Source organism: Bradyrhizobium sp. Tv2a-2 (genome assembly GCF_000472425.1).
Lineage (GTDB): Bacteria > Pseudomonadota > Alphaproteobacteria > Rhizobiales > Xanthobacteraceae > Bradyrhizobium.
On record NZ_AXAI01000019.1, the window covers coordinates 108857 to 123904 of the forward strand.

The 15048-nt window shown below is 61.6% G+C and carries 18 protein-coding genes; 6 read left to right on the forward strand and 12 right to left on the reverse strand.

What is annotated here, in order from left to right:
• Positions 1–298 precede the first annotated feature (298 nt).
• Positions 299–1132 (forward strand): Spy/CpxP family protein refolding chaperone, encoded by an 834-nt coding sequence (locus tag A3AI_RS0131810; protein ID WP_024519451.1) that lies wholly within the window; start codon positions 299–301, stop codon positions 1130–1132.
• Positions 1133–1408: 276 nt separating this feature from the next.
• Here the strand turns inward: A3AI_RS0131810 and A3AI_RS43760 are convergent, their stop codons facing one another.
• Genes A3AI_RS43760 through A3AI_RS0131825 form a run of 3 tightly spaced genes read right to left on the reverse strand, consistent with a single transcriptional unit; the run spans position 1409 to position 4428 of the window.
• Complete coding sequence (locus A3AI_RS43760; RefSeq protein ID WP_036050192.1) at positions 1409–1810, reverse strand: VOC family protein; 402 nt, start codon at positions 1808–1810, stop codon at positions 1409–1411.
• 11 nt (positions 1811–1821) lie between these two features.
• Positions 1822–3015 carry an acyl-CoA dehydrogenase family protein gene (locus tag A3AI_RS0131820; RefSeq protein WP_084801087.1) on the reverse strand — a complete coding sequence of 398 codons (1194 nt, stop codon included), beginning with the start codon at positions 3013–3015 and terminating at the stop codon, positions 1822–1824.
• A gap of 9 nt (positions 3016–3024) precedes the next feature.
• A complete protein-coding gene (locus A3AI_RS0131825; protein ID WP_024519453.1) occupies positions 3025–4428 on the reverse strand; it encodes an MFS transporter in 1404 nt (467 codons plus the stop codon).
• A gap of 278 nt (positions 4429–4706) precedes the next feature.
• Here A3AI_RS0131825 and A3AI_RS0131835 point away from each other — a divergent pair, with 278 nt between their 5' ends.
• Together A3AI_RS0131835 and A3AI_RS0131840 are read left to right on the forward strand one after the other, a co-directional pair.
• Positions 4707–4946: a PilZ domain-containing protein gene (locus tag A3AI_RS0131835; RefSeq protein WP_024519454.1), complete on the forward strand. Its 240-nt coding sequence runs from the start codon at positions 4707–4709 to the stop codon at positions 4944–4946.
• Positions 4947–5058: 112 nt separating this feature from the next.
• The gene (locus A3AI_RS0131840) at positions 5059–5790 is read left to right on the forward strand and encodes an adenylate/guanylate cyclase domain-containing protein (RefSeq protein WP_024519455.1); all 732 of its coding nucleotides are present in this window, start codon (positions 5059–5061) and stop codon (positions 5788–5790) included.
• A gap of 14 nt (positions 5791–5804) precedes the next feature.
• Here the strand turns inward: A3AI_RS0131840 and A3AI_RS0131845 are convergent, their stop codons facing one another.
• The 5 genes from A3AI_RS0131845 to A3AI_RS0131865 form a co-directional block, all read right to left on the reverse strand.
• Positions 5805–6443, reverse strand: a complete 639-nt coding sequence (locus A3AI_RS0131845) for a DsbA family protein (RefSeq protein ID WP_036050196.1) — start codon at positions 6441–6443, stop codon at positions 5805–5807.
• A 95-nt stretch (positions 6444–6538) separates the two neighbouring features.
• The gene (locus tag A3AI_RS48145) at positions 6539–6694 is read right to left on the reverse strand and encodes a hypothetical protein (RefSeq protein ID WP_156928029.1); all 156 of its coding nucleotides are present in this window, start codon (positions 6692–6694) and stop codon (positions 6539–6541) included.
• A gap of 80 nt (positions 6695–6774) precedes the next feature.
• Positions 6775–7047, reverse strand: a complete 273-nt coding sequence (locus tag A3AI_RS43765; RefSeq protein ID WP_024519457.1) for a hypothetical protein — start codon at positions 7045–7047, stop codon at positions 6775–6777.
• A 158-nt stretch (positions 7048–7205) separates the two neighbouring features.
• On the reverse strand, positions 7206–7442 hold the full coding sequence (locus A3AI_RS0131860) for a hypothetical protein (protein ID WP_024519458.1): 237 nt from the start codon (positions 7440–7442) through the stop codon (positions 7206–7208).
• A gap of 157 nt (positions 7443–7599) precedes the next feature.
• The gene (locus tag A3AI_RS0131865; protein WP_024519459.1) at positions 7600–7806 is read right to left on the reverse strand and encodes a hypothetical protein; all 207 of its coding nucleotides are present in this window, start codon (positions 7804–7806) and stop codon (positions 7600–7602) included.
• 178 nt (positions 7807–7984) lie between these two features.
• Between A3AI_RS0131865 and A3AI_RS0131870 the strand changes: the two genes are divergently transcribed.
• On the forward strand, positions 7985–9025 hold the full coding sequence (locus tag A3AI_RS0131870; RefSeq protein ID WP_349509709.1) for a glycoside hydrolase family 16 protein: 1041 nt from the start codon (positions 7985–7987) through the stop codon (positions 9023–9025).
• 12 nt (positions 9026–9037) lie between these two features.
• Here A3AI_RS0131870 and A3AI_RS0131875 read toward each other — a convergent pair whose 3' ends face one another.
• The 4 genes from A3AI_RS0131875 to A3AI_RS45515 form a co-directional block, all read right to left on the reverse strand.
• On the reverse strand, positions 9038–9418 hold the full coding sequence (locus A3AI_RS0131875) for a response regulator transcription factor (RefSeq protein WP_024519461.1): 381 nt from the start codon (positions 9416–9418) through the stop codon (positions 9038–9040).
• The gene (locus tag A3AI_RS0131880; RefSeq protein WP_024519462.1) at positions 9415–10290 is read right to left on the reverse strand and encodes a S1C family serine protease; all 876 of its coding nucleotides are present in this window, start codon (positions 10288–10290) and stop codon (positions 9415–9417) included. The genes A3AI_RS0131875 and A3AI_RS0131880 overlap by 4 nt, the downstream gene beginning before the upstream one ends.
• Before the next feature lie 262 nt (positions 10291–10552).
• The gene (locus A3AI_RS0131885) at positions 10553–11749 is read right to left on the reverse strand and encodes a serine hydrolase domain-containing protein (protein ID WP_024519463.1); all 1197 of its coding nucleotides are present in this window, start codon (positions 11747–11749) and stop codon (positions 10553–10555) included.
• 1484 nt (positions 11750–13233) lie between these two features.
• Positions 13234–13761, reverse strand: a complete 528-nt coding sequence (locus tag A3AI_RS45515) for an ester cyclase (RefSeq protein ID WP_051382551.1) — start codon at positions 13759–13761, stop codon at positions 13234–13236.
• A 195-nt stretch (positions 13762–13956) separates the two neighbouring features.
• On the opposite strand from A3AI_RS45515, the gene A3AI_RS0131905 reads away from it, so the two are divergent.
• Together A3AI_RS0131905 and A3AI_RS0131910 are read left to right on the forward strand one after the other, a co-directional pair.
• Positions 13957–14295, forward strand: a complete 339-nt coding sequence (locus tag A3AI_RS0131905) for a PadR family transcriptional regulator (protein ID WP_198030253.1) — start codon at positions 13957–13959, stop codon at positions 14293–14295.
• Complete coding sequence (locus A3AI_RS0131910; protein ID WP_024519467.1) at positions 14270–14968, forward strand: hypothetical protein; 699 nt, start codon at positions 14270–14272, stop codon at positions 14966–14968. Before A3AI_RS0131905 ends, A3AI_RS0131910 begins: the two co-directional genes overlap by 26 nt.
• The last annotated feature ends 80 nt before the right edge of the window (positions 14969–15048 follow it).

The window sequence follows — 15048 nt, forward strand, 5'->3', positions numbered from 1 at the left end:
TGAGGTGGTGAGCAAGCCTAGAACTAACGTTGCGTACGATAAGGCTCGCGTCGAATCCTAACGGGGACACTGATGGTGTATCGCTCTTACATATTGCGCCGCATATAACAGCCGTCAGGCGCCGTCCTTCAAGCAAGCCTCTTGTGTCGAACAAGTAGCTTGTCGATCGGTACGCAATCACCTTGAGCAGTGGACTTAGGCGATGCGGAAACGCTAGAATCGAAGCGCCGGCCAAGGATTCCGACCGCGCATCACCCAGAACGAACTCACATCCGGATCGATTTAAGGAGCCAAACCAATGACCAGTCCGACGTCAAAGCTGCGTGCGCGCTTGAGGCTGTGCATCGCACTTGGGGTCGCCGCCGTCGTCCTTGTCAACGCCCCGCGACTGGTTGACGCACAGGGCCTGGTCAAGGGCGTTCAGGACGGGGCGCGCGAGGGCAACAAGGCCGCGGGTCCGGTCGGCGGCGTGCTGGGCGGAGCGATCGGCGGCGTGGTCGGGGTGGTTACCGGGGTGACCGGCGTCTTCACCGGCAACACCGGAAACAATAACAACCAGCAGGCGGCTGCGCCCAGCGACAAGGATAAAGCTAGCGACAAGGCCAGCGAAAAAGAGAAGCAGGGCAACGCCAAATCGCCCAAGGCCACCAAGACAGCCAAGGCGCCCGCCGCACCGCCGGGCATACCAGTGGCCGCGGCTCCCGCCGCGCCGGCGACGCCAACGGCGGCGGACGGCAAGCCAGTCGCGGTGATGACCCAGGACGGCGCGCCGCAATTGACCGCCGAGCAGATCGTCTCCAACAGCGACTCCTATGTCGACCGAATCAAGAAGGAGCTCAACCTGACGCCCGACCAGGAGAAGAACTGGGGCTCGTTCGCCAGCGCCATGCACTATCTCGGTCACAACGGCGCCGAGCGGCTCAACCTGCGCATCGCCCGCGCCCAGCGCGACCCGCCGGACGACGTCATCGAGCAGATGCGCAATGAGGCGCAGTTCCTGGTCGATCGGGCCGCCGACCAGCGCAATGTCGCCGACGCCGCCGAGCCGCTTTATGCAAGCCTCGACGACAAGCAGAAGCAGCTCTTCATCGACGAAATGGTCCGCCTGAGCCACGAGCGCGGGCTGGATTGAACCCGTCGGAACAGGGAGCGCGCCGCAGCGAATAGCCGGGCGCGCGTGCCCTGGGGTAGGTTAAAGGCCCGGCACCCGGCTATCCTGCCGCAGCGGCGCGGCGTTCACAATTCCTCACGCAATGGTGAAAAAATGCGGACCGATTCAGGCCCGACTGATGGCTGGCGCGTGACCTTGTCACGATTGGGTGGATGCGCTGTGGATAAATAAATTCGGCCAACGCAAGGCTGGCCGAAGGATATCGCGAAGCTGTCTTTTGCAGGCCTTGGAGAACACTCAAGACTTCGGGAAGTTCAGCTCCACGCCGACGCCATCGGGATCATAGAGGAAGAACTGAGTGTCGCCGGTCCGCGGCACGATGCTCTCCCGGAATTTGACACCTTTCGACTGCAATCGCTGCCGCACGCTCTCCACATCGGTGGCGGCAAAGGCGATGTGGTCGAAGCGGCCGGTGTCCTCGAATGTCTTCTCGGTGCCGCGGACAACGATTCCCTCGCGCGGCTTGCGCGTGCCCATCAGGTGCACGGTGGCGACGCCGCCCGAATAAAGCCAGTAGCCTGGAAAATCGAGCGGCGGGCGATCGCCGATCTCTAGTCCGAGCACATCGACATAAAAATCCCGGCTGCGCTCGAGGTTCTGCGGCTCGATGGTGAAGTGCTGGAGTGTACCAAGAGGCATTGTTCTTCTCCTTAGACAAAGGTGAGGTCGGTCTCGGCGCCGAGCATCCAGGCACCGACGGTTTCGAAATGACTCATCCGCCCCTGCAGTTGCTGGGTCACCGTATGCATATCGCGGAAGCGCCGCTCCAGCGGATGATTGTCGAAGATCGAGGTCGCGCCGGCAGTGTGATAGGCGAAGTCGACCGCCTCGCGCGCCCTGAGGATGGCATTGGTGGCTGCCATGCGCACGATGATGCGTTGCGCGACCGTGATCATGGCGCCGGCGCACAGGTCCTGCCAGATCTCGGCCATGGACTGCAGCACATAGGCACGCGCGGCGCGCAGATTGACCTCGGCTTGGGCGAGGCCCGATTGCACCACGGCATTTTCGCCGATCGGCCGCTTGCCGCCGCGAATCACCTTGCCCTTCGCCATGTCGAGGAAACAGTCGAGCGCGCCGCGAGCGATGCCACAGGCGACACCGGCGAAGCCGATCTGGTAGCAGGTGTGATTACTCATCCGGTAAAGCGGGCCGCTTTCGCGGCATTCGCGGTCGAACTCGCGGGTGATGGAATGGTCCGTGCGGACAAAGAAATCGTCGAGCGCGAACTGGTCGCTGGCCGTGCCGCGCAGCCCAACCGTGTTCCAGATGTCGGTCCATTCGACGTCCTCGGTGCGCACCAGCATGGTGCGCTCCTCCCGCACACCGGTTGGGTCCAACCTCGGCGAGCCATCGTCCTTGAAGATGGGGCAATGTGCGCCCAGCCAGGTGGCGTGGCGGCCGCCGGAGGCAAAGGCCCACACGCCGGTGACGCGGTAGCCACCGTCGCACTCGATCGCCTTCGCCCTTGGCCCTGGTCCCCAGGCCAGCACTGCGCGCGGATCATTGCCGAAGATCGCTTGCGCCACCGGCAGGTCGAGATAGGCCGCCGACATCGCGCAGCCGCCCGCCTGGCTCAGGCACCAGGCCGTCGAGGCGTCGGCCTGGGCGATGGTCTCCATCACGTGGAAAAAGGTGATGGGATCGGTCTCGATCCCATTGGAGGAGCGCGGCAACAGCAGACGGAACAGCTCCGCCTCATGCAGCCGGTCGAGCAGGGCCGGCGGCAGCCGCCGGTCCCGCTCGATCTCGTCGGAGGCGGCTGCGACCGCATCCCGGACGCCTTCGGCGCGGGCGATCACGCCTCGATCGCCCGCAAGGTCAGTTGTCATTGCAACGGGCATTGAAAGAACTCAGGCTTGCCGGACCCGCGCCGTGGCCAGATCAGCAGCGGCGTTCAATTCCTGATCGATCTGCTCGATCGACTTACCCTTGGTCTCGATCCCCAAGAAGTAATAGACGGCGCCCGCCATCAGGAACCAGCAGCCGAGATAGACGAAGGCCAGAGGTATCTGAGGCAGCGGCACGTCGGGCTTCAGGTAATTGTTGGAGCCGACGATCAGCGCGAGCCCGACGGGGCCGATGATCTTGCCAATGCCGCCAAAGCCATAGGCCGAGCCCATGCCCGAGGTACGCAGGTGTGACGGCCAGACTTCGGCCGCATAGGGCCCGACAATGGCAAAGCCGCCGTCGGCAAAGAAGAATGCCACGGCCAGGATCAGCCAGAATGCCGAGACGCCAAACAAGCTGGCATCGTAATTATACCCGGCCAGGATGGTCAGGAAGCCGGCGCCGAAGCCGAGCAGCCCACCGGCGTTGCGCCGTCCCATCAGCTCCGAGAAGTAGGAGAACGACACCCGCCCGATGAAGCCGAACACCGAGAGCAGGATCATCATCTTGGCGGCCTGCTGCGGGCTGACCTTCAACAGCAGCACGAACAGCGACGGAGCCCACAGGGTAATGCCGTAGACCCCGGTCTGTGCCCCGGCATTGCCGAGCCAGGAAACGATCAGGCTGCGTGGATATTTGAACAAGTCGAGCCAGTTCGCGACGACCACGGGGCCGGCGTCGGCGGCCGTCGGCATCGGCAGCGAGGCGGGGTCGACCTGCAGCGCCCAGGCGAGCGACTTGCGGGCCTCCTCATAGCGGCCCTGCCGGCACAGCCACCGCGGGCTTTCCGGAACCCACATGCGGACCAGCAGCACGAGCAGTGCCGGCAGCACGCCGATGGCAAAGAGCAGACGCCATTGGTCGGTCCCGATGAAGGCCCCGAGCACGGCGCCGATACCGACGCCGAGCGGAATTACGCAGGTAACAAGCCCGCCAATCCATCCGCGCTTGGACGAGGGCATGAACTCCTGCACCAGCGGCAGGTCGACACAATAAAGCCCGCCGACACCGGTGCCGACGAAGAAGCGCATGACGGCCAGATAGATCCAGCCATTATCCGGCGTGAAATAGAGCAGTCCCGTCGCAATCGAGAAGTTCAAGACCGTCCCAATAAAGACCACACGCCGGCCGATGCGGTCGGCAAGCCAGCCCCAGGCATAGGCTCCGAGAATGGCGCCGACGCCGGAACTCATCAAGACCGTCGCGGACTGGCCGAAGGTCAGCTTCCACGGCCCGATCAGGAAGGCCAGCACAAAGCCGATCAGAAAATAGTCGAAGAATTCAAGTGCATCGCCGACGATCGCGGCGCCCAATATCTTGATCTGGTTGCCGGTCAGACTCGTCCGTCGATCGAGTATCTCGAACATGGCGTTTTCCCCTTGGCGCATGTTCATTTTTTAAAAGGTGAGCGTTGCGCCAGCGCTCCTGTCCCTCCGCGAAAGCTACAGCGCGATCGCGGCAAGCGGCAAGGCCGGTATCAGCGTGCTTGCTATGCGTGTTGCGGCACGGCATCGCTAGCCGGCGCGACGCCGCCGTTGCCGGGCTTGCTTGTGGCGGACCTTGCTCGCACATGCGGGAGAAGGGCACGGACCAATTCTTTAGGATTTTGCCCGTAGTCTGTGCACTGTCGTAACCGGATCAGGCCATGGAAAGACGCAGGCATCCCCGCACCGATGTGAACGAGCCCGCCTATGTCTCATCAGGCGGCTCGGTGATGGGCTGCACCGTGTGCAACATTTCCGCCGAGGGAGCGGCGATCGACGTCGCCAACGCTGCCTTCGTTCCGTCACGCTTTCGGCTGGTGATGGCTGCCGACCGCTCGGTGCGCGATTGCGAAGTGGTCTGGATCCAGGACAACCGGATCGGCATCAGCTTCCTGACTTAAAGTGTTAGCACGACAATCGTCCAACCGGCATCCAGGCTGTCAACAAAACCAAGCGGCAGCTCCGCCAAGCGTGTAACATCCGGCAGGCTAGAACGTCCGCATGTGAGTTCGCATGACCCCGGAACCCGCTTCGTTGTGCCTTGGCTGCTGGCAGAACCTGCACCTGCCTATTCCGTTACGCGGGCCGCTGTCCGCGCCCTTTCGTGTCTTTGGCATCAAGCCGAGCCGGATGAACCCCAACACCTGCACGATCTGCGAGATGGCTTTCTCGAAGATCATGAAGGCACGGGCGGTTACGATCGAGGCAACCGTCATGTTCGCGGATCTGCGGGGGTATACCGAGCTGACACAGAGTCTCGAACAGGAAGCCCTGACGTCGTTGCTGGACACGTTTTACGACGACTGCGCTGCGGCGATCTGGCGGTACGATGGCTTGCTGAACAAGACGATAGGAGATGCGGTCTTCGCGATCTTCAATTTTCCGGTCCGACGGCAAGATCATGCTGCCGAAGCGCTTAGGGCAGCACGTGAGATTCAGAAGCGCTTCGCTGCGCAGCACGATCAGTTAGCTCAGACGATTGGCACAAGCGCGGCTGATCTGGGCATTGGCATCGGAATCGACAGCGGCGAGACCAATTTTGGGGAATTCGGTCAGACCCATCGCGACCTCACTGCAATCGGGACCGTTGTCAACCGCGCCGCCCGCGCCCAGACCGTGGCAAAGCCGGGCGAGATACTGGTGACCTCGGCGGTACGCGAGCGTACTGCCGATATGATCCGTGGCGACGGACGCGATTACGCCTTAAAGGGATTCGGGATGCCGGTGACACTGTTCTCAGGCTAGGGCCATCGAACGCCTCAGCGCTTCAGCAATCTGGTCAGCCGCTTGTCCAATTCCTCGAACGACATCGACCCCTTGGATATTTCGCCATTGATGAAGAAGGTCGGCGTCGCATCGACCTTGAGCTGGTCGAAGGCGAATTTTTGGTCGGCCGCGATCTTGTCGAGCTGTTCTTGGTTTTTCTCGCAGGTGTCGACGTCCTGCTCGCTCATGCCGAAATGGGCGCCGACATCCTTCAAGGTCTCAACCGTATGCTCGATCACGGCGTCCTGCTGCTTGAACAGCATGGTGATGGCATCGAAATAGCGCGGCGCGTCGTTGGCGGCGATGCATCGCGCCAGCATCGATGCCGCCACGGCCTTCAGCTCAAGCGGAAACTCCCGGGAGATGAAGCGCACCTTGCCCGTGTCGATGTATTTCGACCGCAACATCGGGAACACGTTCTCTTCGAAGGCAGCACAGTGCGGGCAGGTCAGTGACGAATATTCGATGATGGTGATCGGGGCATGGTCCTTGCCGAGCGCCATATCGGGCAGGGCAGGGGCCTTCGCCAGCAGCGTCATGGTCTGCGCCTTGTCGGCGCGGGCTGGCGGTGACGTGAAGGCTGCACCGAGCACAAGCAGGCTGAGCGCGGCAAGACGAACAGATTTAAGCAAGGGCTCGCTCCGAACACCGGGCCTTTCGGCACCGTTAAACGCTGGCTATTTCGCTAGCGCAAAACAGGCGATGCGGCAATCGGAGGCGCGGTTTGTCAGACCCAGCCGATGCCGAGATCGAAACCAAAGCTCGTCAAGCCCAGCGAGACGACCAGGCCGACACAGGACAGCAGCGCAACGGCCTGCAGCGATCGATCGGCGGCGCGCGGCGCGTCGAAACGGCGGAGTGCCAGCGAAGAAACGGTATTCATGGTGCACCTTCAATGTCTGATGCGAAAATCGGGATCGGACCTTGGGGAGCATCTTCTAAGCCAGAAACGTCTTCGGACCGTTATCGGGCATCCTTAACCGATCGCAACGGCACAAGGTTAAGGCGTAACGCGGCGGGTGGTCTGTCGGGCAGGGGCATGGAGTTCCCGAGTACCCTGGCGACCGTCATCGCGGTCATTGCGGCGCGGTCGGAGGCGCGTTCCGCGGCCAGACGATCCCGGGCCCCTTCCTCGATCAGGAGCGCGATCAGCTCGATGCGCTTGCTCTCGTCGCTCGCTTCGGCCAGCAATTGCCGGTAGCGATGATAGTCGTATTCGCCGTCTTGCTTACGCATCCTTGCCCCGCAAACACAAACGCCGCTGCCGACAGTGTTTCGTAACTTCGCGAACGGCACAATATCCTCGTTGCGAGATATCAACGGTTGTTGGACTCGCGCAGCTGTATCGTCCGCGTTAGGGCACCGGTCTGGTTACAGCAGTAAGGGGATTGGAATCACTTCTGGGCGTCGGCCTCGAGGCATTGCAGCAGGAAGGCGGTGCGCTCGCGCGGCATCACCTTTTCCAGGTCGGCCCTCCTGGCGCAGTCGTGCTGCTTGATCTGCTCGGCGCGGCGCTTCTCGGCCGCTACCTTGTATTCGGGCGCAACTGCGGTCGGATCGACCAGCTTTTCGGCGAGTGCAGGCACAGTCAGAGTCAATGACAGCACAATGGTTTGCAGCAATGCTTTCAAAATCGCCTCCGGAAAAACATAGGTGAAAAAATCGGAACCGAAAAACGCGCCCCCCCGCGCCGCAAAATGGCAGCCGCGCCAGCGAGAGGAATCAACTGACGTCGATCAAAATGGGAACTGATCCGGCGGTCAATAGCCGCAGCCCGCGACGGGCGCGTCAGCCGATCTTGCCGGCGCCCCAGCGGAGACAGCTTGCGGCAAGGGCTGCCGCAATCAGCAGGGCTCCGGACACCGCAAATCTGCAGATTTGGATGTCCGACAGATCCAGCTCCTCATGGGCCAGACAGTTGAGGATCATGGCGGCATAGCTGGCGACGCCCAACGCAACCGAAGCTATCCAGAGATCAATCTTGCCCGTCATCATGCGATTCCGCCACCCACACTTGGCACATTCAAACGGAGATCCGGTTCGCGCGCTGTGAGCTGGTTCACACTTGATTGATGGATCGTGGTCGGAGGAGCAGTTATCTTGCCGGGCGGCATCGTTCCGCCCAATTGGTTCGGGAAGAATGGCGCTTCAGGATGGTTTCAAGGAGCAAAGCGTGGCAGTCGTATCGCGGTCATCGGCTGTGGGAACTTCGCTGGCGAGATCGTTGATCCTGGCCGGCCTGCTTGTGCTCGCCAACGCGGCGCATGCCGAGGATGAACTTGCAAACGCGCCACCGAAGCTCGCGCTGCGAATCCCGAATGATACGCCCGGCGAACATTGCGCGCGGCTCGATCCAGCCGGGCCGGCCATGCCGGTCACGGTGCCGCTGCACCGGACCTTTCACGACGATTTCGACGAGCACCCGCTCAAGAGCGGGCGGTGGGTGCCGCACTATGCCGGCAGCGTCGTGATGCCGGAATCATTCTACAGCAGCGGCGCTCCCTCGGAGCTTCGGCGTAAGACGAAATACAATGGCGAACAGCAGATCTACGTCGATCCGGGCTATGAGGGGAGCGGCACCGTGCCGCTCGGTCTCGATCCCTTCAAGGTCGACAACGGCGTCCTCTCCATTGTCGCGAGCCGCATGCCGCCTGCGCTGAAGCCGGTGCTGTTCAACAGCGAATATATCTCGGGCATCCTGACCACCCAACAATCGTTCTCGCAGAAGTTCGGTTACTTCGAGATCCGGTCGAAAGTCCCGCTCGGCGTCGGCGTGTGGCCGGCGTTCTGGATGCTCGCCAACGACGGCGGCTGGCCGCCCGAGATCGACATCATGGAGGGACGGGGACAGGAGCCGGGCGATATCGTGATGACGACGCATTGGCGGATCCCTGCCACCGGCATTGTGGAGCGCTGTGGTTTCGATTTTTCGGTGCCCAACGCGTGGGCCGACTTCCACAACTATGGTGTGCTGTGGGAGCGCGACCGGCTGGTCTATTTCATCGACCGCAAAGCGGTGTCGGAGATCAAGGTGCCCGCGACTTTCGAGGTTCCCGTGTACATGATCATCGATCTCGCGATGGGCTCAAAGACGCTCGGCGGCGTCGGCTTCGTCGACACGCAGTCACCTTCGGAGGTCGAATTCCAGGTCGATCGAGTTTCGGCCTACCAGCTCGACGCGCCAACTCCAACCGAGGCGACGGCCGCACGGTAGCCGCGCGACCGGTCACAGGTTGATCACACCGCGCCGTGCGGCATGGGCAACGGCGTCGGTCCGGCCGGTGGCGTCCAGCTTGTCCAGGATGGAGCCGACGTGGAATTTGGCGGTGTGGACGGAGATGCCGAGCTGCCGTGCGATCGCCTTGTTCGACGCGCCTTCGGCCAAAAGCGCCAGCACGTCGAGCTCGCGCGGGGTCAGCTCGGTATCGGCAGCTTCGCTCGCCTCACGCTGAGGTCGCGAGACGATCGCGACATCGGCAGCCTCGCCGGGCGCCGCAAGACGTAAGCCCGCGACGCCGGCGAGCAGCGAAACCAGACGCTCCGCGAGCTCCGGGTCCGCGAGCTCGATCTCGATGACGATCGGCGGTGACGTCGTCGTCTCGCTCACGTCTCCGGCCTTTCGCCGACGGTCAGCTTGACGTTTACCGGCTCGCCGGCGCGCTGGAGCGCGAGATCGATCGTCGATCCGACGCTGTCGGGCCCGAGCGAGCGGATGAGGGCGCGCACGCCCGCGATCCTTTCGTTGTTCACAGCCACGATCACATCGCCCTGCCGGATGCCGGCTTGCGCCGCCGGTCCCTGCTTGTCGACGCTCATCACCATGGCGCCGACGCCGTCATCGAGCCTGACGGGTTGCAGGCCGACCCCGAGATAACCCCGCGCAATCCGCCCATGGGTCTCGAGCCTGGTCGCGACCCGCTCGATTGTGCCGGCGGGAATGGTCAGCACGCGCCGCGGGCCGAGCACGGCCATGCCGAAGGCACGACCTGCAGCATCGAGCGCTAGCCCGCCCTCGTGGCTGTGACGCAACCGGACATCGAGCTCGATCCTGGCGTCGATATCGCCGCCGCGCAGGCTCCGCCAGCGCTCGCCGACCAGCGAGACCATGCCAAGCGAAGCGGTAGGAGCGCCACGTTCGGTAGCGACGACCACCGCAAGCGTGCCGAGCGGAGGCACGACCTGGGCCAGCACAATTGGCGGGATCGTCTTGGCTCCGGTGCGCAAAAGCGCAACGTCCGTGGTGTGATCACGTCCAACGATGGATGCGGTGTGCTCTGCACCATCGGCGAGCGTGATTGTGACCGCGCCCTCATCCGCCAGGGCTTCGTCGGCCGTGATCACCAGACCTGGTTTCCAGACAAAGCCGGACGCCCGTGACCGGTGCGAATGCACGGATACGATGGCAGGTGAGGTGCGCGCGACGACGTCGGCAAGCGATGACGAGATTGCGGCGAGGGGACTTGTGGCGGAATCGGTCATGGGGAAGCTCCCGTTGGTTTTGTCCAATCTGGGAGCTGTACGGGCCCAAGGGAACTAGCCTCCTGGGCAGGACCAGAGGTTTCCGGCCTGCGCCGCGGGAGCGGATCTCTAATGACCGAGGGTGGACTGGCCGGCTGTCTTCGTCGAGCTAGGTGCGAGGCCCGGAGTGCCTAGGAGCCCGAGCCTCGCAACTTTCCCCCGCCCGACGTGAGCCAATGGCTGTCTCATAGAGGGAAACGGCAACGAGGCCTAGACCGGAAAATTACGGAGCGACGCGCCTGGCGCCGGAAGCATTGAGGCCGTCATAGACGCTGCGTTCGAAGACGGCCAAAGCCTCCAGGCATTTCTGGTCGGCGAACGGAAACAGCTGCATCAGGATCACGCCGGCAACGTCGCGCGCCGGATCGATCCAGAAATAGGAATTGGCTAGTCCGGCCCAGGCGAGGCTGCCGGCACTGCGGCCTTCCGGCGTTTGCGCGGTGTTGATCAGGAAGCTCAAGCCATGTTTCTTCACCATGCCCGGATAGAAATCGACATCATTGGAGATGTTCGGAGCGGCTGAGACCATCTTGGTCACGACAAGATCGCCGATACTGTTCTGCCCCATCAACACAACCGTCTCGGGCTGGAGCACCTGGTTGCCGTTGCCGTGGCCTTTGTTCAGGATCATCTGGCAGAATTTGATGTAGTCGCCGGCGGTGCCGTAGAGCCCGCCGCCGCCCATGTGAAATTCCGGATTCTGCTCCATTTCGAATGCAATCGGCGCGAGCGTACCGTCCGGCCCGCGCGCGTGCACGCCGACCAAGCGCCGCCGCATGTCGTCGGTGATCTTGAAGCCGGTGTCGCTCATACCAAGCGGTGCGAACAGGTTGTTACGCAAGTAGGCGTCCAGGCGAATGCCGGTCGTCGCTTCAATCGCCTTGCCGACAAGATCGATGCTGGAGCCGTATTCCCAACGTGTCCCTGGGTCCGTCATGATCGGGGTCTTCAGCGCCTGGTTCTTGCAGGTCATCAAGCGAGGGATGCCGGTCTTCTCCAGATATCGATCCAAGTCGCCGTTCCACATGTCGTAGCTGAAGCCAGCGGTGTGGGTCATGAGTTGGCGCAGCGTGATCGGCCGCTTGGCCGGGCGCAGCCGCGGTTCACCTCGCTCATCGAAGCCTTCGAGCACCATGGGCGCCGCGAGATCGGGCAGCACCTTGCCGATCGGTTCATCCAGCGCGAGCCTTCCTTGCTCGACCAACTGCATGGCGGCCACCGCAGTCACCGCTTTCGTCATCGACGCGATCCAGAATACGCTGTCGATTGTCATCGGGGCGTCCTTGGCGAGGTCGCGTTTGCCGAATGCGCCTTCGTAGATCACATCGCTCCCGCTCGCGACGACTGCGACCATGCCAGGGATCTCTTGCCTGTCGGATTTCTGACGCAGCGGCCGATCGATCTGCGCTTCGATTTGCATGGTATCCTCCGCTTCGCTTGATACGCCGCGATACAAAACCGGAGGATCTCATGAAGTCACTGCTTCCAAGCGCCATTCGAGTTACGAACGCAACGACGGCATGGACTATTTGATGACGTATGCAACAATTGCAGCGTCCGATCCGACCTCGATGAGCTTGTCGTTAGGGGACCGTGGTGACCGCACGAAAATGTTCGCCCGGAGCCGCCTAGACCGTTTCGCGGGCGCCGCTCCGATCCGCATTCAAGACCTGGTAACCAAAAATCGGACTCCGGCACGTCCTGTCGCGTCCGATGTGAGCTACCTCACAAACGAAAGTCCGAATATGACGCAATCATAATAGGCTATTGCAATGGAGGTGAGTCCCCATGCTTGCCGAAAAATTCCTTCTGATTTTGGAAACCCTCATTAGTCATCTCGCCGATCCACAACCAGCCAGGCACCCGGATGGGGCGCCGAAGGTGGTGAGCAAAGCGCGGTTTGTCCCGATCAAGTTGCCGGGGACTGCGCGCACTTAAGCCCAGGTTCGCCAGAGCTCAGGTGCGCCAGAGCCCAATGCGTTCAAGCTCAAGACGCGGGATTGCAAAGAACGGTGGACGCTCCGCGGCGCAATGTGCGTCCCGCCAGGTGAGGGTTACTCGAGATCAATCGAGCGCCCGTGTGGGGCGGGACAGCGGGTCTGCCGCAGGTGCCCCGTTACGGCCCCGGGGCGGCATCAGCACCTAGAGGGCGCGCGTAACTAATGCCGCTACCCGCGTCTGGAAGCCACTGATCTGTCTGAACGCATCCCGCCGCTCTGATCCATCAGGCAGCCGTTGCGCCGCCTCCCACAAGTTCACGAGCAAGCGTGCCATGTCTATCAAATCATTAAATTCGGGCATTCCAACGGTGCGTTGGGTCAACGTTAAAGTCCTCTCCATAGGAACAGATCGATACGGGAGACGGTCGCGGCGCAATGGTGCCGTCAGTAAGGGAAGAGAGTAGATTGCAAATTGCAGTGTCAATGCAGTTGCCGCGCGGAAACCATTGGCGCAGCAAGAGGTGCTCTTCTCCACCCGTGTGGCGTTAGCATCGATCCTCCGTTCTTACCATGTCGAATGCGAGGATCAGCCAGCATCTACGGTATTCCGTGCGTCATAAAACGGTCATGCGCGACCCGTGCTTCCACCACCACCCCTGTAGGCGGTCATCGACCCCAGCGGAGGGCGGTTCGGAAAAATAGCAGTCCCTGGAGAATGGACCGCGGTCGGGCTTTCGTGCGCGTCTCCGGAAGTCTCCAAATTCAGCAGGGAACCTGCCGCCGAATGGCGCGTTTTCAAGGCGCGTCTTGATGTCTGCTGTGTCCCTAATACTGGCTCGAAAGCTGACTTAGCCGGCGGTCCGAGCCGGGCCAACCATACCCAATGCTTTTTCTTCGGGCCGGCCGTAACGAGATGAAAGCATCACCAAGAGAGTAGGGCTAATAGCAGCTAGCGTCTTCCTGCCTATTCGCCGCGAAGCTGTTTCTGCAGGCTGGCAATATCGACGACGTCCCAATGTTCGGCAAGTTTGCCATTTTCGACTCGCCAGATGTCGATCGCCCCCCAAGTCACGCGCTTGCCCGTCGGCGCAAATCCCTGCACGTTCCTGGTGTGGGTTGCCGTGAGGGTGGTGCGAACCACGATCTTGTCGCCGCCGAAAATTCGATCATCGATCCGTGACTGAAAGTCCGGCCAGTTCTCGAAGATGCGTTGATAATTGGCGATCTGAGACTCTAGCCCCGACGGGCTACGCCCGGAGTGCTGAATATAACTTTCGGTGAAAATCTCCGAAAACTTGCTTGTATCGTGGGCGTTCACTGCTGCCAGATACCGATCGAGCAGTCGATTACAGTCCGCTGATGTGTCGTCGGCGGCTCCAGCCTTGCCTATATCCGATCCCATGCAAAGCGCGGCCGCAACCACCGTGAGGCCGACGCCGCGATGAAGGATCAGCTCCCGCCGTCCAATAGATCCTGGTTCAATCCGCTCCATTTTACGCATCTCCGGTGCATACCTCGTTACACTAGGCATAACGTCGCTAGGGTATCAACAAGTATCTCGTGAAAATGTCTGTTGATCGCACTAACGTGAATTCGGGCGAATCGCCGGGCGTTCTAACCGCGCATCTTCACCGATCGCATTGACCCATCGCGAGACTAGGTATAGGTCAATGGTATGGAAGGGGAAATGCTGAAAGGCCATTTGGACATGATTGTCCTCGCCGCCCTCACGATTGGGCCGGCGCACGGCTACGCCATCATTCAGGAAATTCAGCGGCGCAGCGCCGGAGCTTTCGAACTTCCGGAGGGTACGGTCTACCCGGTGCTGCACCGCCTCGAAAAAAACGGTTTGCTCAGGAGCCGTTGGACGATTGCAGAGTCCGGACGAAAGCGGCGCACCTATACATTGACGCGACAGGGGCGCCAAGCGTTGGCAGATCACCGTGCGGTATGGCATCGCTTTGTCGATGCAATCAGCGGTTTGTTTGGAGAGGCGAGCGGTGCGACAGCCTGGCCCCATCGCTGACTATCTCGATGCTCTGAAGCGCGAGCTTGGTTTCGATATCATATTGTCGCGCCGCGTGTGTGCTGAAGTCGAGGATCATCTGTGGCAAGTGACTGATGGCTGCATGTCGATCGAGAGCCAGCAGCAGGCGGTCGCAAATTTTGGTGATCCCCGCGATATAGCCCGGCAGTACATAACGGCTACTTTGCTTTCCCACATACGGTGGGTCGGCCTTGCAATGATTGGCGCCACGAGTGCCATCTTCCTGGCAATGAAAGCGCGAGTCATGTGGTATGCGCTGATGCAGTGGCAGTTGAACGCGGAGTGGGACGCCGTTCGAGCTGCCGGACTTGCCATTGATCGCTATGGTTTCTTCGCGGCGATCTGCATTGCGCTGATTGGTTGGGCATATATCAGTACTCGTCGAGCGCCGATCCACCTGCACGTGACGTACAACAAGGAGCTGAACCGCTGCATTGTCCTTTGTGGCGCTACAGCGGGCGGATTGATTGTATCCGTCACCGTCGAGACGGTTCTTACCGGCATCCGCCTGTTCCAAATGGAGTGGTGCGCGGCCGCTTTGGTTCCGGTTCTGTCACTTATCGTCGAAATGGCAGCCGCAGCACTGCTGGTTCTCCGCATTCGTGCGATGATCCGGCGTACTGCTATCGCTTTCTCGCTTCTCGAGACATAGAGATCCTGCCGTTCTGGGCCCGCGATGTTAGGTCGACGACGGCGGGCGTTTGCTTCCTCGCGCGGCGGTGCTGTCTGCGT